The 21,451-nt window shown below is 68.6% G+C and carries 17 protein-coding genes; 9 read left to right on the top strand and 8 right to left on the bottom strand.

Features of this window, described 5'->3' with window-relative positions; translation table 11 throughout:
- Nucleotides 1–25 precede the first annotated feature (25 nt).
- The 3 genes from pstA to pstS all read right to left on the bottom strand — a co-directional run bounded on the left by pstA (nucleotide 26) and on the right by pstS (nucleotide 3,333).
- Complete coding sequence (pstA, locus tag AR539_RS03270) at nucleotides 26–1,135, bottom strand: phosphate ABC transporter permease PstA (protein WP_066432511.1); 1,110 nt, start codon at nucleotides 1,133–1,135, stop codon at nucleotides 26–28.
- Nucleotides 1,136–2,068 (bottom strand): phosphate ABC transporter permease subunit PstC, encoded by a 933-nt coding sequence (pstC, locus tag AR539_RS03265; RefSeq protein WP_066432510.1) that lies wholly within the window; start codon nucleotides 2,066–2,068, stop codon nucleotides 1,136–1,138.
- Between the two features lie 149 nt (nucleotides 2,069–2,217).
- Entirely contained in the window at nucleotides 2,218–3,333 is a 1,116-nt protein-coding gene (pstS, locus tag AR539_RS03260) for a phosphate ABC transporter substrate-binding protein PstS (RefSeq protein WP_066432508.1), read from the bottom strand.
- A 251-nt stretch (nucleotides 3,334–3,584) separates the two neighbouring features.
- Between pstS and AR539_RS03255 the strand changes: the two genes are divergently transcribed.
- Nucleotides 3,585–4,712: an FUSC family protein gene (locus AR539_RS03255; protein ID WP_066432506.1), complete on the top strand. Its 1,128-nt coding sequence runs from the start codon at nucleotides 3,585–3,587 to the stop codon at nucleotides 4,710–4,712.
- Between the two features lie 55 nt (nucleotides 4,713–4,767).
- Nucleotides 4,768–6,141 (top strand): DNA repair protein RadA, encoded by a 1,374-nt coding sequence (gene radA / locus AR539_RS03250; RefSeq protein ID WP_066432504.1) that lies wholly within the window; start codon nucleotides 4,768–4,770, stop codon nucleotides 6,139–6,141.
- Here the strand turns inward: radA and AR539_RS03245 are convergent.
- Nucleotides 6,134–6,808 (bottom strand): DedA family protein, encoded by a 675-nt coding sequence (locus tag AR539_RS03245; protein WP_157360909.1) that lies wholly within the window; start codon nucleotides 6,806–6,808, stop codon nucleotides 6,134–6,136. The genes radA and AR539_RS03245 overlap by 8 nt on opposite strands.
- Nucleotides 6,809–6,970: 162 nt before the next feature.
- Here AR539_RS03245 and AR539_RS03240 point away from each other — a divergent pair, with 162 nt between their 5' ends.
- The 5 genes from AR539_RS03240 to AR539_RS03220 all read left to right on the top strand — a co-directional run bounded on the left by AR539_RS03240 (nucleotide 6,971) and on the right by AR539_RS03220 (nucleotide 12,242).
- Nucleotides 6,971–7,510: a TspO/MBR family protein gene (locus AR539_RS03240; protein ID WP_331457466.1), complete on the top strand. Its 540-nt coding sequence runs from the start codon at nucleotides 6,971–6,973 to the stop codon at nucleotides 7,508–7,510.
- 124 nt (nucleotides 7,511–7,634) lie between these two features.
- A complete protein-coding gene (locus AR539_RS03235; RefSeq protein WP_066432501.1) occupies nucleotides 7,635–7,943 on the top strand; it encodes a hypothetical protein in 309 nt (102 codons plus the stop codon).
- Nucleotides 7,943–9,436, top strand: a complete 1,494-nt coding sequence (locus AR539_RS03230) for a multicopper oxidase family protein (protein WP_066432500.1) — start codon at nucleotides 7,943–7,945, stop codon at nucleotides 9,434–9,436. The genes AR539_RS03235 and AR539_RS03230 overlap by 1 nt, the downstream gene beginning before the upstream one ends.
- A gap of 88 nt (nucleotides 9,437–9,524) precedes the next feature.
- Nucleotides 9,525–11,591 carry a copper-translocating P-type ATPase gene (locus tag AR539_RS03225; protein WP_066432496.1) on the top strand — a complete coding sequence of 689 codons (2,067 nt, stop codon included), beginning with the start codon at nucleotides 9,525–9,527 and terminating at the stop codon, nucleotides 11,589–11,591.
- Nucleotides 11,592–11,606: 15 nt separating this feature from the next.
- Complete coding sequence (locus tag AR539_RS03220; RefSeq protein ID WP_066432495.1) at nucleotides 11,607–12,242, top strand: class I SAM-dependent methyltransferase; 636 nt, start codon at nucleotides 11,607–11,609, stop codon at nucleotides 12,240–12,242.
- A 79-nt stretch (nucleotides 12,243–12,321) separates the two neighbouring features.
- Here AR539_RS03220 and AR539_RS03215 read toward each other — a convergent pair whose 3' ends face one another.
- Complete coding sequence (locus tag AR539_RS03215) at nucleotides 12,322–13,503, bottom strand: fatty acid desaturase family protein (RefSeq protein ID WP_066432494.1); 1,182 nt, start codon at nucleotides 13,501–13,503, stop codon at nucleotides 12,322–12,324.
- 13 nt (nucleotides 13,504–13,516) lie between these two features.
- Nucleotides 13,517–14,578: a ferredoxin reductase gene (locus tag AR539_RS03210; RefSeq protein ID WP_066432493.1), complete on the bottom strand. Its 1,062-nt coding sequence runs from the start codon at nucleotides 14,576–14,578 to the stop codon at nucleotides 13,517–13,519.
- Between the two features lie 99 nt (nucleotides 14,579–14,677).
- Between AR539_RS03210 and AR539_RS03205 the strand changes: the two genes are divergently transcribed.
- Entirely contained in the window at nucleotides 14,678–15,880 is a 1,203-nt protein-coding gene (locus tag AR539_RS03205) for a PucR family transcriptional regulator (protein ID WP_066432490.1), read from the top strand.
- A gap of 51 nt (nucleotides 15,881–15,931) precedes the next feature.
- Here the strand turns inward: AR539_RS03205 and AR539_RS19790 are convergent, their stop codons facing one another.
- Nucleotides 15,932–17,287 carry a protein kinase domain-containing protein gene (locus AR539_RS19790; RefSeq protein WP_066432488.1) on the bottom strand — a complete coding sequence of 452 codons (1,356 nt, stop codon included), beginning with the start codon at nucleotides 17,285–17,287 and terminating at the stop codon, nucleotides 15,932–15,934.
- Between the two features lie 193 nt (nucleotides 17,288–17,480).
- Complete coding sequence (locus AR539_RS03195) at nucleotides 17,481–19,094, bottom strand: peptide chain release factor 3 (protein WP_066432487.1); 1,614 nt, start codon at nucleotides 19,092–19,094, stop codon at nucleotides 17,481–17,483.
- A gap of 281 nt (nucleotides 19,095–19,375) precedes the next feature.
- Between AR539_RS03195 and AR539_RS03190 the strand changes: the two genes are divergently transcribed.
- Nucleotides 19,376–21,073: an HNH endonuclease signature motif containing protein gene (locus AR539_RS03190; protein WP_082699167.1), complete on the top strand. Its 1,698-nt coding sequence runs from the start codon at nucleotides 19,376–19,378 to the stop codon at nucleotides 21,071–21,073.
- Nucleotides 21,074–21,451: the final 378 nt, after the last annotated feature.

Here is a 21,451-nt window from a genome sequence, read left to right as displayed (position 1 = left end):
GGGCTGGGGAGTTGCCGGCGGCGGGCTAGCGGCCGGTCTTGGGGGCGAACATGCGGGCGATGAGGCGGGCGATCAGGTTCAGCAGCATCACCAGGATGATGAGGACCAGGGCCGCGCCCCAGGCGCGCATGGACGACGGGTCCGGGTTGGACGGCGACGTCGGGTTGAGGATCTGGGTGTAGATGAAGGTCGGCAGCGAGGCCATCCAGCCGCTGAACACGTTGTAGTTGATTGACGTCGCGAAGCCGGCGGTGACCAGGATCGGGGCGGTCTCGCCGATCACGCGGGCGATGGCCAGGGTGACGCCCGAGGCGATGCCGGAGATCGCCGTCGGGATGACCACCTTAAGGATGGTCCGCCATTTGCGGACGCCCAGGGCGTAGGCGGCCTCGCGGAGTTCGTTGGGGACGATCTTCAGCATTTCCTCGCTGGAGCGGACCACCACGGGGATCATCAGGACGGACAGCGCGACGGCGGCGACGGCACCGGTCTTGGTGCCCGGGCCTACGACGGCGAAGAAGAACGCCGCCGCGAACAGGCCGGCCACAATCGACGGGATGCCGGTCATCACGTCAACGAAGAACGTGATGGAGCGGGCCAGCGGGCGGTCGTTGCCGTACTCCACCAGGTAGATGGCGGTCAGCAGGCCCACAGGCACCGAAATGACGGTCGCGACGGCGGTGATCAGCAGGGTGCCGATCAGGGCGTGGTAGATGCCGCCGACCACCGGCGCGCCTTCCTCGACGGTCTTGTTGTCGAAGGCGCCGGTGACGCCGTTCATCGACGTGCTGAGGAAGCCGGGGTCGGTGAGGCCGGGAAGCCCGTTCACCAGCACTGTCCAGATGACGGAGATCAGCGGCAGCAGCGCCACCAGGAACGAACCCACCACCAGGCAGGTGGCCAGTTTGTCCTTGGCCTTGCGGCCGCCTTCGGCAGCGGCGCTCCAGCCGACCAGTCCGGCCGTGAACAGGATGGCGGTGAGAATCCCCCAGCCGAAGGCGTTGAAGCCGATCAGGGCCATGATGGCGGCGGAGAGGATGAGGGCAAGGCCCAGGACAACGTAGGGCGCCCACTTGGGCAGCTGGCCCTTGGTGAGGGCCGAGCGCTTCTTGACGGGGGTCATGGTGGCAGTCATTTAGTTGGCTCCCGAGAATTCTTTGTGCCGGCCGATGATCCACCGGGCAATCATGTTCACGCCGAGGGTGATGACAAACAGGACCAGGCCTGCTGCGATGAGGGTGCTGACCTGAAGCCCGCTGGCCTCGGGGAAGTTCAGCGCAATTTCGGCGGCGATGGTCTGGTTGCCGGTCTGGATCAGGCTGGCGGTGAGGGCGCCGGAGGACAGCACCAGCGCCACGGCCATGGTCTCGCCCAGCGCGCGGCCCAGGCCCAGCATAACGGCGCTGATGATTCCGGGACGGGCGAACGGCAGCACGGCCATTTTGATCATTTCCCACCGCGTGGCGCCGAGCGCCAGGGAGGCTTCCTCGTGCAGCTTGGGGGTCTGCAGGAAGATTTCGCGGGTCAGGGACGTGATGATGGGCAGGATCATGACGGCGAGCACGATTCCCGCGGTCAGGATGGTCTTGCCGGTGGCGGAGGCCGGGCCCTGGAAGATGGGCAGCCAGCCCATGTTGCTGGCCAGCCAGTTGTACGCCGGCGAGATTTCCTTGGCGAGGAACGCGGCACCCCAGGCGCCGTAGACCACGGAAGGGATGGCGGCCAGCAGGTCCACCACGTAGCCCAGCCCCGAGGCGAGCTGGCGCGGGGCGAAGTGCGAGATGAACATCGCGACGCCGATCGCAATCGGGGTGGCGATCACCAGGGCGATGGTGGCCGCGATCAGCGTGCCGATCACGATCGGCCAGATGTACGCGAAGAAGCCTTCGCCGCCCTTGATCAGGTCCGGGGAGGCCGTGAGGGCGGGAAACGCCTGGACAACGAGGAAGAGCGCCACTCCGAAGAGCACGGCCAGGATGAGGCACCCCGCAGCCAAGGTGGCTCCGGAAAAGACTTTGTCTCCGGCGCGGCCTGCGCCCCGGGACGAGGTCAGGGAGGTGGTGGTCACTTCATGATCCTTCGGCTTTGAATCTTCTGGTACTTCGGACAAACGCCCAGGTTCCCTGCCCCGTGACGACGGCCGGTGACCGTCGAACCGGAACAGGGAACCTGGATCAGGCTGGTGTTTCCACTAAGCCTGGTGGCGCAAGGACATCCCTAGGACTTGACCTTGATGGACTCGATGGACTTCGCGGCCTTGTCCTGCAGCTCCTTGGAGAGCGGGGCGGACTTGGCGGCGTCAGCAGCTGCCTGCTGGCCGGCCTCGGACACCACGTAGTTCTCGAAGGCCTTGACCAGGTCCACGGTCTCCTGCTTGTCGTAGCTGGAGCAGACAATGTGGAAGGACACGAGCACGATCGGGTACGCGCCCTCGATGGTGGTGGTGCGGTCCAGCTTGATGGAGAGGTCGTTGGCGTTGCGGCCTTCCACCGGCTTGCCGGCGTCGACGGCCTTGGCGGCGGCTTCGGCGGAGATCTTGGTGAAGGTCTCGCCGACCTTGATCTGGGCAACGCCCAGCTTGCCGCTCACAGCGGAGTCGTCGGCGTAGGTGACGGCGCCGGGGGTGTCGGTGACGGTCTTGACCACACCGGAGGTGCCCTTGGCGTTCTCGCCCTGCAGGGACGCCGGCCAGACGCCGGAGGCCTTGTCGGTCCAGGCTTCCGGAGCCGCGGCGGCCAGGTACTCGGTGAAGTTGGTAGTGGTGCCGGAGTCGTCCGAGCGGTTTACCGGGGTGACCTTGAGGTCAGGCAGGGTGGCGTCGGGGTTCAGCGCGGCGATGGCCGGATCGTTCCAGGTGGCGATTTCGCCGCGGAAGATCTTGGCGACGGTGGCGGCGTCGAGGTTCAGTTCCTTGACGTCGGGCAGGTTGAAGGCCACGGCGATCGGGGAGATGTAGACCGGGATGGCGAGGGCGCCGTCGGGACCGCACTGGGCGGTGGAGGAGGCGTACTCCTCGTCCTTGAGGTATGCGTCGGAGCCGCCGAACTGGGCGGATCCGTCGAGGAGCGCCTTGCGGCCTGCGCCGGAGCCGTCGGGCGAGTACTGCACGGTGGCGCCCTGGTTGGCCGCGGCGAAGCTGGTCTTCCACGCGTCCATGGCTGCACCCTGAGCGGAGGAGCCGATGCCGGTCAGCGTGCCGGTGACCGACGGGCCGGAGGCTGCGGGGGCGGGGGCGGTGCCCGTTGCGTTGTCGGAACCACAGGCGGTAAGCGCGAGAGCGCCGGCTGCGATGACAGCGGTTGCCGCGTGGCGGCCGAAGCGGAGTGCCTTCACTAGATGTACCCCTTCCAGGGATTTCTCTGCGTGCCGGGCCGGAGAAGACCGGGCAGGGATGCGTACGGTTTGTACCTTTACTGAAGGTAGGTGCCCCAGGTGAAGAGAATGGCCGACCAAGGTGAACGAAGGGTTAACGACGCCGGGACATTGGCTTACAACCGCCGGTTCCCCCTTGCGTTGGCTGCGTCACGTCCGTAGGCGTTGTGGCGCAGCCGGGACAGGGCGTGCCAGCAAATAGACTGGAGCGCATGGCCCCCGCCCCTGGACTCTCAGCAAGCGCCCGGTTCCTCCGCGGCCGGGTCCGCACCGGCTTGGTCCGCAGCCGGAACTCACTGGTGCCGGCCCTCCAGATGACCGCCTGCGCCGTGGGCGCCTATGCGTTCGCCGAATACGTGTTGGGCCACAGCGGTCCGCTGTTCGCCGCCACGTCGTCCCTCATTTCGCTGGGCTTTTCCCGTGACCCCCGGCTGCGCCGCGTCATCGAGGTGGCGCTGGGCTGCACCATCGGGATTGTGGTCGGCGACCTGCTGCTGCACTGGCTGGGCGCCGGAATCTGGCAGGCCGCCGTCGTCCTGCTGTTCTCGATCCTGCTGGCCCGGTTCCTGGACAGCGGCACCATCTTCACCACCCAGCTGGGCCTGCAGTCCCTCCTCGTGGTGCTGCTGCCGGCCCCGGCCGGGGGGCCGTTCACTCGCAGCATCGACGCGATCGTGGGCGGGGTGTTCGCCCTGCTGGTGACCATCCTGATCCCGAAGGACCCGCGCCGGGAACCCCGCAACGACGTCAAGAAGCTCCTGCACGAGCTCGCCGAGGTTCTCCGCGAATGCGCCTCCGCGCTCAGCTACAGCGACTCGACCCAGGCGTGGCACGCGCTGATCCGGGGGCGGAACTGCCAGCCGCTGGTCGACGCCATGCGGCAGTCCCTCCGGGCCTCCGGGGAGGTGGCCACGCTGGCGCCCGCCTACCGCCGGCACCGGGAGGAGCTGGACCAGATGGAGCAGTCGCTGGACTACATCGACCTGGCGCTGCGCAACAGCCGCGTCTTCGCCCGCCGGCTGACCAGCGCCATCAACCATGCGGCGCTCTCGGACGAGGCCACCCAGAACATCGCCGACGTCCTGCAGGACACTGCCGACGCCGTGGAGGAACTGTCCCTGGGACTGGCGGAAGTGCACGACGGCGTCCGGCGCGCCCACCTGCGGACGGCCCGGGCCGACCTGCGGGAAATTGCCGGCCGGCTGCACCCGCGGCTGCTGGACGTGCAGCGGCTGGAGGGCGAGACGGTGGTGATGCTGTTCCGCCCGCTGATGGTGGACCTGCTCGAGGCCGCGGGTGTGGATTCCCGCGAGGCGCGGGACATTCTGCCGCCGCTGTAGCTGCGCCGCCGCCCTGCTGGCGTGTGGTGTCGTACGGCGCGGATAGTGTGGAGCAATGGCTACCAAGACTTCCCGGGCCGCAAAGGCGCCGGGCTATAAATGCGCGGAATGCGGCTGGACCACGGCCAAGTGGGTGGGCCGCTGCGGCGAGTGCCAGGCCTGGGGCAGCGTGGAGGAGACCGGCGGCACCGTCGCCCGTACGACGGCGGCCACCACCGTGCTGGAGCCGGCCCGCCGGATCGCCGAGGTGGACGCGACCACCGCGGCATTCCTGCCCACCGGCGTGGACGAACTGGACCGGGTGCTCGGCGGCGGGCTGGTTCCCGGCGCCGTGATCCTGCTGGCCGGCGAACCCGGCGTCGGCAAGTCGACCCTGCTGCTGGACGTCGCGGCCAAGTTTGCCCGCACCGCGCAGGACGTCCTTTACATCACGGGCGAGGAGTCCGCCGCGCAGGTCAAGATGCGCGCGGACCGGATCGACGCCGTCGCCGAGTCCCTGTACCTCTCCGCCGAAACGGACCTGGGCCAGGCCCTGGGCCAGGTGGAGGAGCTCGAGCCGCGCCTGCTGATCGTGGACTCCGTGCAGACGCTGAGCAGCGCCGACGTCGAAGGCAGCGCCGGCGGCGTCTCGCAGGTCCGTGAGGTGACGGCATCCCTTATCGCCGCGGCCAAACGCCGCAATATGACCACCCTGTTGGTGGGCCATGTGACCAAGGACGGCTCCATCGCCGGGCCCCGGCTCCTGGAGCACCTCGTGGACGTGGTGTGCCAGTTCGAGGGCGAGCGCCACTCCCGGCTGCGGCTGCTGCGGGCGGTTAAGAACCGGTACGGCCCCACGGACGACGTCGGCTGCTTCGACCTGAACGAGGACGGGATCGTGGGCCTGGCCGATCCGAGCGGGCTGTTCGTGTCCCGGACCAAGGAGCCCGTCTCCGGAACCTGCATCACGGTGACCCTGGAAGGCCGCCGGCCGCTGCTGGCCGAGGTGCAGGCGCTGCTGGCCGAAAGCGCCAGTTCCCAGCCGCGCCGGGCCACCAGCGGGCTGGACAGTTCCCGGGTGGCCATGCTGCTGGCCGTCCTGCAGCAACGGGCCGGCTGCCTGCTGAACAAGGACGATTCCTACGTGGCAACCGTGGGCGGCGTGAAGCTCAGCGAGCCCGCCACCGACCTGGCCGTGGCGCTGGCAGTGGCCTCGGCAAAGTCCAAGAAGCCCCTCCCGCAGCGGCTCATCGCCTTCGGCGAAGTGGGCCTGGCCGGGGAAGTCCGCCCGGTGCCCGGCATCAACCAGCGGATCCAGGAGGCCCACCGCCTGGGCTTCACCCACGCCGTGGTGCCGGCGAGCCCCAACGGCACGGGACCGGTGCCCGCCGGCTTTTCGGTGCGGGAGGTCGGGCACCTGGCCGAAGCGCTGGGGCTGCTGATCAGTTGAGGCTGGAAGTGGCGCGCGCTGATTTACGACGCCGGACAGCCCTGGCGATGACCCACACCGCCAGCACCGCCACCGCGGCATAGACGGCGTAGTTGAGGTACCGGGAATACTGCTCGATGACCTTGTACTGGGTTCCGAGCAGAGCGCCGAATCCCAGCAGCAGCCCGTTCCAGAGACCGCTGCCGCAGAGGGTGAAAATGCTGAAGCTGAGCAGGTTCATCTTTTCCGCACCCGCAGGCAGGCTGATGAGGCTTCGCACGCCGGGGATCAGCCTGCCGAAGAAGATCGCAGGCTTACCGTGGCGCTCAAACCACCTCGCTGCCTTCTCGAAGTCTTCCCGTTCCATCAGGGGCACTTTGGACAACCAGCGGATGGAACGTTCCAGCCCCAGCCGCGCGCCCAGCCAGTACAGCAGCAGCGCACCCAGATAGGCTCCCAGCGTGCTGGTAAAGAAGACGAGCGCCAGATTCATGTCCCCCTGCCGGGCCAGGTAGCCGGCCAGCGGCAGGATGACTTCGCTGGGGATCGGGGGGAAGATTGTCTCCACGAGGGTGAACAGCCCCACACCCCACTCCCCCAGGGCGTCGATCGCTTTGGCCGCGAACCCGACGATGCCGCCCAGATCCTCGGTAGCGGAGGCTGCGGGCATCAGCAGAGGCATGGTCATGACTTGAAATCCTTCGGGCAGGTGGGTCGGGGGGCTCCACCTGCCACAACGACCCGGGGCCACAGTTCGTCCCCGAACTTCGTGGGCGGCAAAGGCACGCTCAGCACCCCCCTGCGTGGCGCCGGTTTGACGTACTGGCCCTTGATTGTTCACAGTAAGTCAGTGCTGGCCAACGTTGAAGAAGTCCCGCCGCTCCCCGCGCTGCTGGGCGATCGGCCCTGGCGGCGCCAGAGCATGGCATTGCTTGCCTTCGTGGCGGTCTCCTGGCTGGTGTCGCTGCTGAGCTCCCTGCCGATCCGGCTGAATGGCACGTGGTACGCCTTGGCCGACAAGGCACCGTGGACACCGCCCGGGTGGATGTTCAGCTTGGTGTGGCTGGTGCTATACGCGGCCGTGGCCGTGGCCGTGTGGTTGGTGTGGCGGCAGCGGGACTTCCCGCGCAGGTCCGCGCTCACGGTATACGGCGCTCTCCTGCTGCTGAACCTGGCGTGGCCGCTGATGTTCTTCGGCCTGTACCCGATGCTGGGAACCGCGGCGCTCTGGCTGGCCCTTGCTGTGCTCGGCGCCCACGCCGTGACGGCAACCCTGGCTGTCCTCCACTTCGGGCCGATCAGCAGGACTGCAGGGCTTCTGATGCTGCCCTACGTTTCCTGGCTGGTGTTCTCCGCGAGCCTGAACCTGTTTGCTGCCGTCAATAACTGATGCGCCGGCCGCCCTTGCCTCCGGGCCGGCCGGCCTCACCGACCCGCGACCAATGACCCTAGACCGCCCCGCGGTACCGGCGGATCATGGTTTCCACAGACCACACGGGTGAAGGGAACTGGCCATGATGGGCTACTACGGCAACGGCTTTGGCTGGATGTGGCTCTGGGGTTTTCTGCTGCTGGTGGGGATCGCGGTGCTGGTGCTGCTGGCGGTCCGCCTCTTTTCGGGGGGAACCAACCGCGGCCGGCCCGAGCACTACGGGTCCTACGGCGCCCCGCCCTACGGCCAGCCGGGGCCTCCCCCGGGCGGCGCCGGATTTCCCGGCGGCAAGAGCCAGGCGCGCCTGATCCTGGATGAACGCTTCGCGAGGGGCGAACTCACCGCGGAGCAATACCGCGAGAACGTGAAAGTGCTCGGCGAGGAGCCCTGATGCGGCCGATCAGCCGCCGCAATGCCCTGCTCCTGGGCGGCCTCGGCGCAACGGCCACCGTGGCCGGCGGCGCCGGGTTGTGGTGGTCCCTCGCGTCCGGTCCGCCGCAAGGCGCCGGGCCGGGGCAGCCTGCGGGGCCGGCCAGCTCCCCGGACTTCCGCAGCCCCGCGGAAGTCCGCAGTGCCGACGGCCGGCTGGAATTGACCCTGGAGGCAGCCCCCGGACGGGTGGAGCTGGGCGGCCGGCAGGCCGGCGCGCTCTGCTACAACGGCACCCTCCCGGGCCCAACCCTCCGCCTGCGGCCCGGCGATGAGCTCAGCATCAGGCTCATCAACAACCTCGGCGAACCGACCAACCTCCACGTCCACGGCCTGCACGTATCCCCGCAAGGCAACGCCGACAATCCTTTTGTGGCCGTCCTGCCGGGGCAAGGCTTCGACTACCGCTACCGGCTGCCCGCGGACCACCCGCCGGGCGTGTACTGGTACCACCCGCACCACCACGGCATGGTGGCGGGGCAGATCTTTGCCGGGCTTTACGGCGCGATCATCGTCGAAGATGCCGAATCCGTCCCGGTCAGCACTGAGCGGGTGCTGCTGGTCTCGGACACCACCCTGGACGGCTCCGGGAACATCGCCGGAGTGTCCCTGATGGAGCGCATGGCGGGCCGGGAAGGTGAACTGCTCCTCCTCAACGGGCAGAGCAACCCCACCCTCACCGCCCGTCCCGGCGACCGTGAGCGGTGGCGGATCGTCAACGCCTGCGTGGCGCGCTTCCTGCGGCTCCGGCTGGACGGCCAGCAAATGCAGCTGCTGGGCATGGACTCCGGCCGGTCAGCGGATCCGGAGCCCGTGGACGAACTTCTGCTGGCGCCGGGGAACCGCGCGGACCTGCTGGTCACCGCCGCCGCGGGTGAAGCAGTCCTGCAGGCCCTCCCCTACGACCGCGGGGCAATGCCGGCAATGATGGGGCGGGGGCGGCCCCAGGCCGGCGGGCCGGTTGCCCTCGCGACGCTCCGGGCGGACGGCGAAGCCGCGGCCACGGCCGCTGCCGTGGCGTCCCGGCCGCCCCCGGAGGACCTGCGCACTGCAACCGTCGCCGCCCGCCGGCAGCTGGTCCTGTCCATGGGCGGCGGCCCCGGCGGACGGGGCGGCGGCATGGGCCCCATGATGCAGTTCACCATCAACGGACGCGGTTACGACGAGGCCCGCACGGATACCACTGTGGCGTCCGGGACCGTCGAGGAGTGGACCCTGGTCAACACCAGCCCCATGGACCATCCTTTCCACCTGCACGTGTGGCCGATGCAGCTCATTGACGACAACGGACGGGCGCCGGGATCCGTGGTGGTGCGGGACGTGGTGAACCTACGGGCCAACGGCCGCGTCACCGTCAGGATCGCGTTCCGCGACTTCGCCGGCCGCTCGGTCTACCACTGCCACATCCTGGACCACGAGGACCTGGGCATGATGGGCGTGATCGAGGTCCGCTGACGATCCGGAACCACTTGCTATTGATACCCCCCAGGGGTATGGTGGGCGCATCTTCAGCAAACGATGAATCTCCTTAGGAGCGCGCATCATGGATCACTCGCACAGCAGCCACGCGGTCGAGAGCCCGCAGCCCGCCGCCCCGGACGACGAGCACATCGTCCACAGCCACGGCCAGCACGCCGGGCACAGCGTGGCGATGTTCAAGAACAGGTTCTGGCTGTCCCTGGCACTGGCCGTCCCGGTGGTGTACTTCAGCCCTATGTTCGGAGACCTGCTGGGCTACATGCCGCCGGTGTTCCCCGGCTCGCAGTGGATTCCCCCGGTGCTGGGAACGGTCATCTTCTTCTATGGCGGCCAGCCGTTCCTCAAGGGCGGCCTCAATGAGCTCAAGACCCGGAAACCGGGAATGATGCTCCTGATCGCCATGGCCATCACGGTTGCGTTCATCGCCTCGTGGGCCACCACTTTGGGAATCGGCGGTTTTGACCTGGATTTCTGGTGGGAACTGGCCCTGCTGGTGGTCATCATGCTGCTGGGCCACTGGCTTGAAATGCGCGCGCTCGGCTCGGCCCAGGGCGCCCTGGACGCCCTCGCCGCCCTGCTCCCGGACGAGGCGGAACGCATCACCGAATCCGGGACGGAGACTGTTCCGGTGTCCGCCCTCAGGACCGGCGACACGATCCTGGTGCGCTCCGGAGCCCGGATGCCGGCGGACGGGACAGTGATCGAGGGGCAGGCAGAATTCGACGAGTCCATGATCACGGGCGAGTCCAAGACCGTCCTGCGCTCAACCGGCGACCCCGTCGTCGCGGGAACAGTCGCCACGGACAACAGCGTCCGTGTCCAGGTCACGGCCATTGGCGAGGACACCGCCCTCGCCGGGATCCAGCGGCTGGTGGCCGAAGCCCAGGCCTCCTCCTCGCGGGCCCAGGCCCTCGCCGACCGCGCCGCCGCCTTCCTCTTCTACTTCGCCGCCGGAACCGGCGTCATCACATTCATCGCCTGGACGCTGCTGGGCAGCGTGTCCGACGCCGTTGAGCGCACCGTGACGGTGCTGGTGATCGCCTGCCCGCATGCCCTTGGCCTGGCCATCCCCCTGGTCATCGCGATCTCCACCGAGCGGGCGGCCCGGGCCGGTGTGCTGATCAAGGACCGGATGGCCCTTGAACGCATGCGGACCATCGACGTCGTGCTCTTCGACAAGACGGGGACCCTGACCAAGGGCCAGCCCGAACTCAAGGATGTTGCCGCCGTCGACGGTGGCGGCCGGGACGGGCTGCTGGCCCTGGCCGCCGCGGTGGAATCGGACAGCGAACACCCAGTGGCCCGCGCGATTGTGGCAGCCGCCCGGCAGCAGGGGCTGCAGATCCCGCAGGCGGCCGGGTTCACATCCCTGACCGGCCGCGGCGTCCGCGCCACGGTTGGCGGCCGGACGGTCCAGGTGGGCGGCCCGGCCCTGCTCCGGGAGCTGGGCGTCGAGGAGCCTGCGGACCTGGCCGCGGCAACGGCGGCCTGGCGGAGCCGGGGCGCGGCGGTGCTCCACGTGGTGGACGGCACCACCGTCCTGGGTGCCGTAAGCCTTGAGGACGCGGTCCGGCCGGAGTCCCGCCAGGCTGTCGAAGCCCTGCAGCACCGCGGCGTCAAGGTCGCCATGGTCACGGGCGACGCCGGGCAGGTGGCCCAGGCGGTGGCGGAGGACCTGAAGATCGACGAGGTCTTCGCCGAGGTCCTTCCCGCGGACAAGGACAAGAAGGTGGCCGAGCTCCAGGCCCGCGGACTCAGCGTGGCCATGGTGGGTGACGGCGTCAACGACTCCCCCGCGCTGGCCCGGGCCGAGGTGGGGATCGCGATCGGCGGCGGGACCGACGTCGCCATGGAGTCCGCCGGCGTGGTCCTGGCCGGGGACGACCCCCGGGCTGTCCTGTCCATGGTGGACCTGTCCCGGGCGAGCTACCGGAAGATGTGGCAGAACCTCGTGTGGGCCACCGGCTACAACGTCATTGCGGTGCCGCTGGCCGCCGGGGTCCTGGCCTTCGCCGGAATCGTCCTGTCCCCCGCCGCCGGAGCCGTGCTGATGTCCGCCTCGACGATCGTTGTGGCCCTCAACGCCCAGCTGCTGCGGCGCCTGAAGCTCAACCCGGCTGCGGTCGCCTGACCGGAAGGAAACGCCGTGCCGGAGAACAGCCAGCGCAATTCATCCTTCGGGAAATCCTTCGCACGCGTGGGGCCGCAGATGGATGCCCGCGGCGCCACCGCCCACCGGCGGCGCCTCCTGGAATCGGCGCACGGCGCCGTCGTGGAAATCGGGGCAGGCTACGGGGCCACGTTTCCGCTCTACCCTGCCGCGGTGACGGAGGTCCTGGCCCTCGAACCGGACCCCACGCTCCGCGAACTGGCGCGGGCCGCCGCAGCCAAAGCGGCGGTACCCGTCACGGTGGAAGACGGAGCGGCGGAGGCGCTGCCCGTGGCGGACGCCTCGGTGGACGTGGTGGTGTCCAGCCTGGTGCTGTGCAGTGTGGCGGACCAGCGCGCCGTCCTGAAGGAAGTGGTGCGGGTGCTGCGGCCGGGCGGACAGCTGCTGTTCTACGAGCACGTCCGTTCGGAACACCGGTTCCTCGGGGCCGCCGAGGACCTGATCGCCCCGCTCTGGAGCCGGATGGCCGGCGGGTGCCACCCGAACCGCGACACCGCCTCCGTGATCGCCCAGGCCGGACTCACCGTGCAGGCCCTGGAGCGTTTCGGCTTTTCGGCCCTCCCCGGCAACCCGCGGCTGGCCCACGTCCTGGGCACCGCCTGCAAAAGCTGACCGGGCCGGGTCCCGGCACGCAAAAGGGGCGCCCGCCGCACTGGCGGGCGCCCCTTTTTTTATCGCGGGCAGGCGGCTGCTAGGCCTTCTTCGGCGGGAGCGCCAGCTTGAAGACCTTGGCCCAGGTGGAGCCGACCTGCTTCCACATGGGACCGGTGGTGTACGGCAGGCCGTAGCGCTTGCAGATTTCCTGCACCTTGGGAGCCACCTCGGCGTAGCGGTTGGACGGGATGTCCGGGAAGAGGTGGTGCTCGATCTGGTGCGACAGGTTGCCGGTCATCAGGTGCATGAACTTGGAGCCGGAGATGTTTGCAGAGCCGATCATCTGCCGGACGTACCAGTCGCCGCGGGTCTCGCCTTCCACCATTTCCTCGGTGAAGGTGTCCGTGCCCTCGGGGAAGTGGCCGCAGAAGATCACGGCGTGCGCCCACACGTTGCGGATCGCGTTGGCGGTCAGCGTTCCGTAGAGCGCCTGCTTGCCGGAGCCGGTCAGCATGGCGACGGCGGGAGTGGCGGCGTAGTCCTTGGTGAACTGCGTGAGGGCCTTCTTGCCGAGGGCCTTGAGGTCCTTGACGAGGGCTTCCTTGGACTTCTTTCCCTCCCTGAACTCGGTGAGTTCAAGGTCGTAGATCGCGATGCCCCACTCGAAGACCGGGGCCAGGAGGGCGTTGTAGAGCGGGTTGCCCAGGTTGAACGGCTTCCACTCCTGCTGGGGATCCATCCGCAGCAGGTTGTATCCGACGTCGTTGTCCTTGCCGACGACGTTCGTCCAGCGGTGGTGCAGATCGTTGTGGGTGTGCTGCCAGGAGCGCGCCGGGGTCACGAAGTCCCACTCCCAGGTGGTGGAGTGGATGTCCGGGTCGCGCATCCAGTCCCACTGGCCGTGCAGGATGTTGTGCCCCAGCTCCATGTTTTCCAGGATCTTGGCGAGGCTGAGCAACGTGGTGCCGGTGGCCCAGGCGGCCTTGTTCTTGCTGACCAGCAGCGCGGCACGGCCCGAAATTTCCAATCCGCGCTGGATCTTGATCATCCGGCGGATGTAGTCGGCGTCGGCTGAGCCGCGCTTGGCGAGGACACCGTCCTTGATGGCGTCCAGTTCACGGCCCAGCTCCGCGACCTGCTCGTCGGAGAGGTGCGCGGCGGCCGGCGGCCGGACGGCGGGGCTGCCGGTCTCGGCCAGGGCACCGCGCCGCGTCTTCACGGCAGCGGGCACCTGGGGTGTTTCTTCGGAAACTTCAGGCTTGTCGGAAACAATCGTCATGCGGTGGTACTCCTCAGAGGTCGAGGTTCACGGGTCCGGCGGCTGCCGAAACGCACGTCTGGATTAATTGGCCGGGCTCGCCGTGGACTTCGTCCGTGCGCAGGTCACGGACCTGGCCAGCCCGGAGGGGGATAAGGCAGCTGTGGCAGATGCCCATGCGGCAGCCGCTGGGCATCAGGATGCCGGCGTCTTCGCCGACGTCGAGAAGCGGGGTGTCGCCGTCGGCTTCCACTTCGCGGTCCGAGGCCTCGAACGTGACCAGGCCGCCGTCGTGCCCTTCCCCGCCGGCGAGCTTGGTGCTGAAGCGTTCAATGGTGAGCGATGGCTCCGCGTCTGCGGTCTCCTTCTCCCAGAGCGCCTCGGCGTCGTCCAGGAAGCTTTCGGGCCCACAGGCGTAGGCGGCGCGCTGGCGCCAGTCCGGGCAGAGCTGTTCCAGCCCGGCCACCGTACTGAAGTCCAGCCGCCCGCGTTCGCCGGTGAACCAGTGGATCACGCGGAAGTTGGGAAACTGGTCCGCCAGCTCGGCCAGTTCCTCGCGGAAAATGGCGTCCGCGGGGGTCCGGGCCGTGTGGATCAGGACGACGTCGGAATCCGGGCGGTGCGGGACCAGCGTACGGATCATCGACATGACGGGGGTGATGCCGCTGCCGGCAGTCAGCATCAGCAGGGGACGCGGATGCTCCGGGAGGACAAAATCGCCCTGCGGGGGCGCCAGGAAAAGCACATCGCCGGGTTTGGTGTTGCGCACCAGGGTTCCGGAGACGGCACCCATGTCACTGACAGTGATGGCCGGGTCCTTCCCGGCGGGGGCGCTGAGCGAGTACGACCGCCAGTGGCGGACGCCGTCGAGCTCGACGCCAATACGGGCCCACTGGCCGGCAAGGTGTGCTTGCCAGCCGCGGCCGGGACGGAAAAAGATGGTGGCGGAATCGGCCGTTTCTGGAACCACCCGAGTCACTACGCCGCGCAGCTGGCGGGCAGAAAACACAGGGTTGAACAGCGACAGAATGTCTTCTGGAGCTAGGGGGGTGGTCAGTAGAGATGCGGCGCGCGCCAGCTTACGGAGCCGGATCATTCATTAATCTTATGTCAGTGGGGGTCATAGTTCTTCACTCAGGGCATACGATCGAGTAGAAGAAACTATCGCCCAACAACAACTTTTTGGAACCAGCCCATGAACGCCACCCCGAGCAGCACCCCGGACTCCCCCGCCTACGATCCCCCGTGGCTGGCCCTCCCCCGTGAGGTCAGCGACGTGCTCCGGCCGATGATGCCCGGGATCGTCGAGGCCATCATCGACGCCGTCCCGCAGCTGGTGCCGGCCTATGCCAGGCCCATCGAAGGCCGTTTTGGGCGGGGGCTGCGCCGCGGCGTGGCAGCCGCCCTGGACCGCTTCCTGCAGCTGCCGGCCACCCGGCTGCCGGCGCTTTCCGAGGAGAGCCGGCAGCTCGTGGCGGGACTCGGTAGCGGCGAATTCCGCCAGGGCCGCAGCATGGATGCGCTGCTGAGCGCCTACCGGATGGGCGCCCGGGTGACGTTCCGCGAGATGTCCAGGGTCTCAGTGGAGCACCATCTGGGACAAAGCGTGGTGGTGGATCTGGGCGAATCCATCCTGGCCTACATCGACGAACTGTCCGCCGTGAGCGCCGAGGCGTATGCCTTTGAACAGTCCGAACGCGCCGGCGCGGTGGACCGCCGCCGCACCGAACTGCTGGACCTGCTCCTGCGCGGCCAGGCGGACGAAGCGGCCCTGCGGCAGAAGGCGGCGATGGCGGACTGGTCCCTGCCGCAGCGCATGGCGGTGGTGACGCTGCCGGTGGACCGGTCCGCGGGGCTGCGGCTCCGGCTGGGGCCGGGCACGCTGGTCATCGAACGCGAAACCGACGTTGTGGCCCTGGTCCCGGCCCGGAAGACCAAGTCCGCGCGGGCGGACCTGGATAAGGCGCTGCGCGGCCGCGGGGCCGCCGTGGGCCCGGCCGGAGGCTGGGAGAAGGTTCCTGATTCGCTGCGCCTGGCGGTGCTCGCGGCCTCGGTGCTGCCACCCCGCGAAGGCCCGGACGATCCGCCCGTCTGGGCCGACGAGCACCTGGCCGAGGTGGTCCTGGGCTCGGAACCGTCCGCCATCACCGAACTGGCCAACCGCCGGCTGGCACCCCTGGAAGGCCTGCGTCCGGCCCAGCGGGAACGCCTGGCGGAGACGCTGCTGTCCTGGCTGCGCCACTGGGGCCAGCGCGCGCCGGTGGCCGCGGAGCTCGGGATCCACCCGCAGACAGTGGGTTACCGGGCCACGCAGCTGCGGGAGTTGTTCGGCGACGCCCTGGAGGATCCCAGGGCGCGGTTCGAGCTGGAACTGGCCCTCCACGCTGGAAAGCGTTGAACAGAGCAGGCGTTAAACAGAGTAAGCGTTAAGCGGACCGCGGCGGCGGACTCAGCTGGCGATTGCCTGGCGGCTCTGCAGGCGCATCTCCAGGTCGTTCATGACAATGGCGGCCAGGTCCTCGAGCGTCTTAGTGTCCTCCGGGCTGAATTCCCGCGGCTCCCGGTCCAGGATGCAGAACGTGCCGAGGTTGTGGCCGTCCGGGGTGCGCAGCGGTACCCCGGCATAGAACTGCAGTCCGAACTCGCCGGCCACGAGCGGGTTGGCGAGCGTCCGCGCGTCCCGCGCGGCGTCCTCGATAATCCAGGGCCCGTCCTGCAGGATCGCCGAGGCGCAGAGTCCCGGATCCCTGCCGATCTGGGCAACGTCCGTGCCGTGGTGGGCCTTGAACCAGATCCGGTCGTGGTCCACCACGCTGACGATCGCAACCGGCACCGAGAAGACGCGGGCGGCGAGCGCCGCGATCCGGTCGAAGGCGCCGTCTGCGGGGGTGTCGAGGATCCGGTAGCGCTCGACGGCGCGCATCCGGCCTGCTTCGTCGGCCGGCGCCGCAGGGTGCTGCCGGTGGCGGCCGGCGCCGTTGATGACTTCCTGGCGCAGGGCGAGGGACACCTCCCGCGCCTGCGGCCGGGCGGCCGGGTCGCGGGACAGCATGGAGGACAGCAGCGCCACCCACATGGGTGCCAGCTCCTCCGGGATCTGGGGATCGTGCAGCAGCCGCGCGACTGCCGACTGGATCGGTGCGCCCGGGTAGGCCATCTTTCCGGTCAGTCCTTCGAGCAGCACCAGCCCGAGCGAGTAGATGTCGCTGGCCGGGCCGGCAGGTCCGCCGCTGGCCTGCTCCGGACTCAGGTAGGCGGGCGTCCCCGATGTGCCGCCGTCGTCGTCCGAGCGGTTGTGTCCCATAATGGCCGCGACGCCGAAGTCGGTGAGCTTGGCCCGGGGGCGCCGGTCGTCGCTGCTGTAGTCCACCAGCAGGATGTTCGCCGGTTTGATGTCGCGGTGCACAATCCCGTGGTGGTGGATGTAGGAGAGCCCGTCAGCGAGGTCATAGCCGATATGGGCCATGTGCGCTGCGGACAGCGGGCCTTGGACGGCCCGGTGGCGCAGGTCCTGCCCGCGCACGAGTTCCATCACGAGGTAAGTCCGCCGCGACTCGGGATCGCTGAGGTCGGCCCCGGCGTCGAACAGCGTCACCAGGGCGTGGTGGCTCATTCCGGCGAGAATCCGCACTTCCTGGCCCTGCCGCCGGGTGTGGTCGAGATCGCCGGCGTCACTGCGGAAGAGTTTGACCGCCACGTCGCGCTGCAGCAGCTCGTCGTAGGCGCTGTAAACCGTTGATTGGCTTCCCCTGCCAATGGAAGCTCCGATCCGGTACCGTCCGCTGAGCAGAAAGCCGGATTCCATAGGTGTCGTCGTCAACGAGTTGTCTTGTTCCCTTGTTACGGGTCCGCACGTGGAATCGGACAGATCAGTCCTTCAAGCCGGCACAGTCGGCCGGCGCCCCCAAAGTAGCAAGGCTACTTATGGTACCGCGGAAAGCGGATTCAGGAAGTTCGTTTCCCCGGCCGGCTCCCCCGGCCGGGCGGGAGCCCGGCCGTTACTTGGCGGGGTTGTGCGTGCCGATCGGCAGCAGGGTCAGGTCCGGGTGGTTCTTCTCGATCCGGCGCAGGGCCCAGACGTCGTTGAACAGGGCCAGGTACTCGCCGTCGGACCGCAGCAGCACCTCGGCGCCAGGCACATTGGCCAGCGCAGGCATGGCTTCCGCCGTCGAGATCCTGGCGATGGAGTAGGGCAGACGTTCCAGCCGCATCGGCGCACTGAAATCGTGCGCCATCCGGTCTTCCACCACTTCGAACTGCATGGGCCCGACGGCGGCCAGCACCGGGGCCTGGTCGCCGCGGACGTCCGAGCGGAGGACCTGGATAACACCCTCGTGCTCCAGTTGCTCGATGCCGCGGCGGAATTGCTTGAAGCGGCTGGGGTCCTTGGAGCGCGCCACCTGGAAGTGCTCCGGGGCGAACAGCGGGATGGCGGGGAATTCCACCGGCTGTTCCAGGAACAGGCTGTCGCCCACCCGCAGCGAGGAGGCGTTCACCAGGCCCACGACGTCGCCGGGGAAGGCCTCGTCAATGACCTCGCGTTCCCGGCCGAAGACCTGCTGGGCGTATTTGGTGGCGAACGACTTTCCGGTCCGGGACTGGGTGACCACCATGCCGCGCTCGAAGACGCCGGAGCAGACCCGGATGAAGGCGACATGGTCCCGGTGCGCCTTGTTCATACCGGCCTGGACCTTGAATACGAACCCGGCGAAGGGCGCGTCGACGGGCCGCGGGTCACCGTCGACGTCGGGCCGCGGGGCGGCGGGCGGCGCGAAGTCCACCAGGGCGTCCAGGATTTCCTTCACCCCGAAGTTCAATGCGGCGGAGCTGAAGAGGATGGGAGTGGCTTTGCCGGCGTGGAAGGCGTCGACGTCGAACGCCAGGTTGGACTCGATGACCAGCCCGGCCTCGTCCACGGCGTTTGACCAGTCGTCGCCCTGGCTGGCCGCGGCTTCCTCCGGGGTGAAGTACTCGGTGAGGGCAATGTTGGCGCCGGCGTTGTTGCGCTTGAACTGGGCGAACCGGTCGTTGCGCAGGTCCCAGACGCCGCGGAAGTCGCCGGAAATGCCAACAGCCCAGGTCAGCGGCATCGGTTGGAGGCCGGTGCGTTCGGTGATCTCGTCCATGAGGGCCAGCGCGTCGAGGCCCGGGCGGTCCCACTTGTTGATCACGGTGATGATGGGCAGGTTGCGCTGTTTGCAGACCTCGAAGAGCTTCATGGTCTGGGTTTCCAGGCCCTTGGCGGCGTCGACCAGCATCACGGCACAGTCGACGGCGGCCAGCACCCGGTAGGTGTCCTCGGAGAAGTCGGCGTGGCCGGGGGTGTCCAGCAGGTTGATGACCGTGTCCCGGTAGGCGAACTGCAGGGCCGCGGAGCTGATCGAGATGCCGCGGTCCTTCTCCATCTGCATCCAGTCCGAGACCGTTTCCTTGCGGTTGGCCTTGCCGCTGGAGGCGCCGGCGGTGCCGATCACCTTCGCGTGCAGCGCGAGCGCCTCGGTCAGGGTGGACTTGCCGGCGTCGGGGTGCGAAATGACCGCGAAAGTCCGACGCCGGGCCGCCTGCTTGTGAATCTCCTGGACTCGGGCGGGGCTAAGGACTTCTTGAGACACGGGGCTACTTTCGCTGCTGCATTGGAGTGGTTGGTGGGGTGAAGGGCCGGGGTGGGGCGCCGGGCGGCCGGTGGACCCACAGACTCCAAGTTTATCGCAGCCCGTGCCGGCGCTGCGAAGCGCGGGCTGGGGCGCGCTCCGGGCAGGACCTCCGGCGTGGACAGCGGCGTGGACAGCGGCGCCGGCGCGGATTTCGCTGGCCGTGCGAGTAGCCGCCCCGGTGTTCTGGGATGTTTCGCGGGACCGCAAAGAATGTCAGTGGTCCTTGATGGAATGGTTCCATGAAAGCCTCCCAGGATTTCATCACCATTGATTTCAACACCGTTGAAGACGCAGGCCGGAGTGACCTTCCGGCCGGGGACTCCGGTGCGGGCCGCTTGAGCGTCGCGGAGGCGGTGGATGCGGCCTTGGAGCTCCTGCGGGATGCGGGGTCGCGGGCGGCAGGGGATTCCGCGTCGTGGGGGTTCCGGGAGGCGTCGGATGTCGCCGGGCGGGTGGAGGAGGCGTCGCGGCACATCGAGCATTTGCAGATCGCCGCGGCCGGGGCCGTGGAGCGGACCAGGAAGCAGGCCGCCGCAGCGAAGGCCAATACCTCGTGGACCACGGGCTGGCGCGACGATCCGGGTAGCCGGACGACGCCCGCGATGACGGATGCTGCACCCGGTGCGCCGGCCGGCTGGCGTGATGATTCGGGCTATGGGACCCCGTCAGCGGTAGAGGGTTCCGGTGATTTGCCCGCGAAGTCCGGGTCCGACGCCGGGACCGTTGCTGGGGCTTCCATGTCCGCGGACGATGAGGCTGCGGCTGCGGTGGTGGATGACGGGTATCGGAACACCACAGAGTTCTTGCGGGCGCGGTTGCGGATCAGCGCCGCGGAGGCCCGCCGCCGGCTGGCCCTGTCCGAGAGTCTGTTGCCGCGGCAGGGCTTCACGGGTGAAGTGTTGCCTGCGGTGCGCGGGGAACTCGGTGCCGCCGTCGCGGCCGGGGAGGTCGGCTCCCGGTCCGCGACCATCATCACCCTGGCCCTGGACCGGGTCCGGCATACGTGCTCTCCGGAGGCCGCGGACCGGATGGAGCACGCCCTGACCCGGGTCGCGGTGGAGGACGATGCGGATTTCCTGGCCCGGGTGGCGCGGAAATGGGTTGATGCGCTCGATCAGGACGGGGCCGAACCGTCCGAGGAACTCCTCCGCCAACTCCAAGGCGCCTTCATCCGCAAACCCCGCCACGGCCTGCACCATCTGGAGATCTTCGCAACTCCCGAACAGTTCGAACAGCTCCTGACCGTCATGAACACCGGCACCAACCCCCGCGCCACCGGCACGGGAGCCGATGCCGCGGACGGGGGTGCCGGTGACGGTGTCCCGCTCGACCTCCGCACCCAGCCGCAGAAACGCCTCGACGGCCTCGTCGGCGGCTGCAAAGCCGGGCTGGCCGCCGGCGGGCTGCCCGCGACCGGCGGGCTCCGGCCCCAGGTCATGGTCACCATCGACTACCGGGACCTCCTCGCCCGCCTCGAAAGCCTCGGGAACACCGGGAACACCGGGACCATGCTGTTCACTGGCCCCGTGACCGCCTCCACGGTCCGGAAAATCGCCTGCGACGCTGACATCATCCCGGTCCTTCTCGGCGGAACCGGCCGGATCCTCGACATCGGCCGCACCTCCCGGATCTTCCCGCCCCACATCCGCAAAGCCCTTACCGCCCGCGACCTCGGCTGCGCGTTCCCCGGCTGCACCATCCCCGCCACCTGGTGCGAGGCCCACCACATCACCTACTGGTCCCGCGGCGGCACCACCGGCACCGACAACGGCGTCATGCTCTGCTCACGCCACCACCACCTGATCCACAAAGAACAATGGACCATCCAACTCCACACCGGCATCCCCTGGTTCATCCCGCCACCCCACATCGACCCCCACCAAAAACCCCGCCGCAACCACTACTTCCACCCCGTAGATCTCGGCACCGCAGCCTGAACAAGGCCGTGTCCAGCCAGTCCGGTTGGTTCATCTCCGCGGGGGCAGACTTCACGGGTGGAGTCTGCCCCCGGATGACTAGCAGAAATTTGCTCGGAGGCGCAGATCATTCGGGGCCAGCTGAAAACCGCACCAGAAGCCCGCGGGTAGGAACCGCCAAGGGGGCAGCGATGAACCGCATCAGAGGGCAAGCAGCATGTCTCGCGGGCGAGGCGCAGCGGGGAACAGCGTCAACAACCGGGCGGAATGAGCGGCTCGGGACAGTCCAGTCGGGAACCTGAACCAGTGGCCGGCTTGCCGGATCCGCCCCCGAGGGTCAGTCGAGAACCGCATCAACAGGCGACGGACCACCAGGAGAGTCCAGCCAAGAACCCGAAC

Origin of the sequence: Arthrobacter sp. EPSL27, assembly GCF_001512305.1 — a bacterium.
GTDB lineage: Bacteria > Actinomycetota > Actinomycetes > Actinomycetales > Micrococcaceae > Arthrobacter.
Note: the sequence above shows the minus strand (reverse complement) of the source record. Positions and strands in the feature narration are given on the sequence as shown.

Coding starts and splice junctions, on each gene's coding strand:
- AR539_RS03210 (WP_066432493.1), bottom strand. CDS start 14,578: ATGATCCGGCTCCGTAAGCTGGCGCGCGCCGCATCTCTACTGACCACC.
- AR539_RS03190 (WP_082699167.1), top strand. CDS start 19,376: ATGAAAGCCTCCCAGGATTTCATCACCATTGATTTCAACACCGTTGAA.
- AR539_RS03245 (WP_157360909.1), bottom strand. CDS start 6,808: ATGACCATGCCTCTGCTGATGCCCGCAGCCTCCGCTACCGAGGATCTG.
- radA (WP_066432504.1), top strand. CDS start 4,768: ATGGCTACCAAGACTTCCCGGGCCGCAAAGGCGCCGGGCTATAAATGC.
- AR539_RS19790 (WP_066432488.1), bottom strand. CDS start 17,287: ATGGAATCCGGCTTTCTGCTCAGCGGACGGTACCGGATCGGAGCTTCC.
- AR539_RS03215 (WP_066432494.1), bottom strand. CDS start 13,503: ATGACGATTGTTTCCGACAAGCCTGAAGTTTCCGAAGAAACACCCCAG.
- pstA (WP_066432511.1), bottom strand. CDS start 1,135: ATGACTGCCACCATGACCCCCGTCAAGAAGCGCTCGGCCCTCACCAAG.
- AR539_RS03230 (WP_066432500.1), top strand. CDS start 7,943: ATGCGGCCGATCAGCCGCCGCAATGCCCTGCTCCTGGGCGGCCTCGGC.
- AR539_RS03225 (WP_066432496.1), top strand. CDS start 9,525: ATGGATCACTCGCACAGCAGCCACGCGGTCGAGAGCCCGCAGCCCGCC.
- AR539_RS03235 (WP_066432501.1), top strand. CDS start 7,635: ATGATGGGCTACTACGGCAACGGCTTTGGCTGGATGTGGCTCTGGGGT.
- AR539_RS03205 (WP_066432490.1), top strand. CDS start 14,678: ATGAACGCCACCCCGAGCAGCACCCCGGACTCCCCCGCCTACGATCCC.
- AR539_RS03255 (WP_066432506.1), top strand. CDS start 3,585: ATGGCCCCCGCCCCTGGACTCTCAGCAAGCGCCCGGTTCCTCCGCGGC.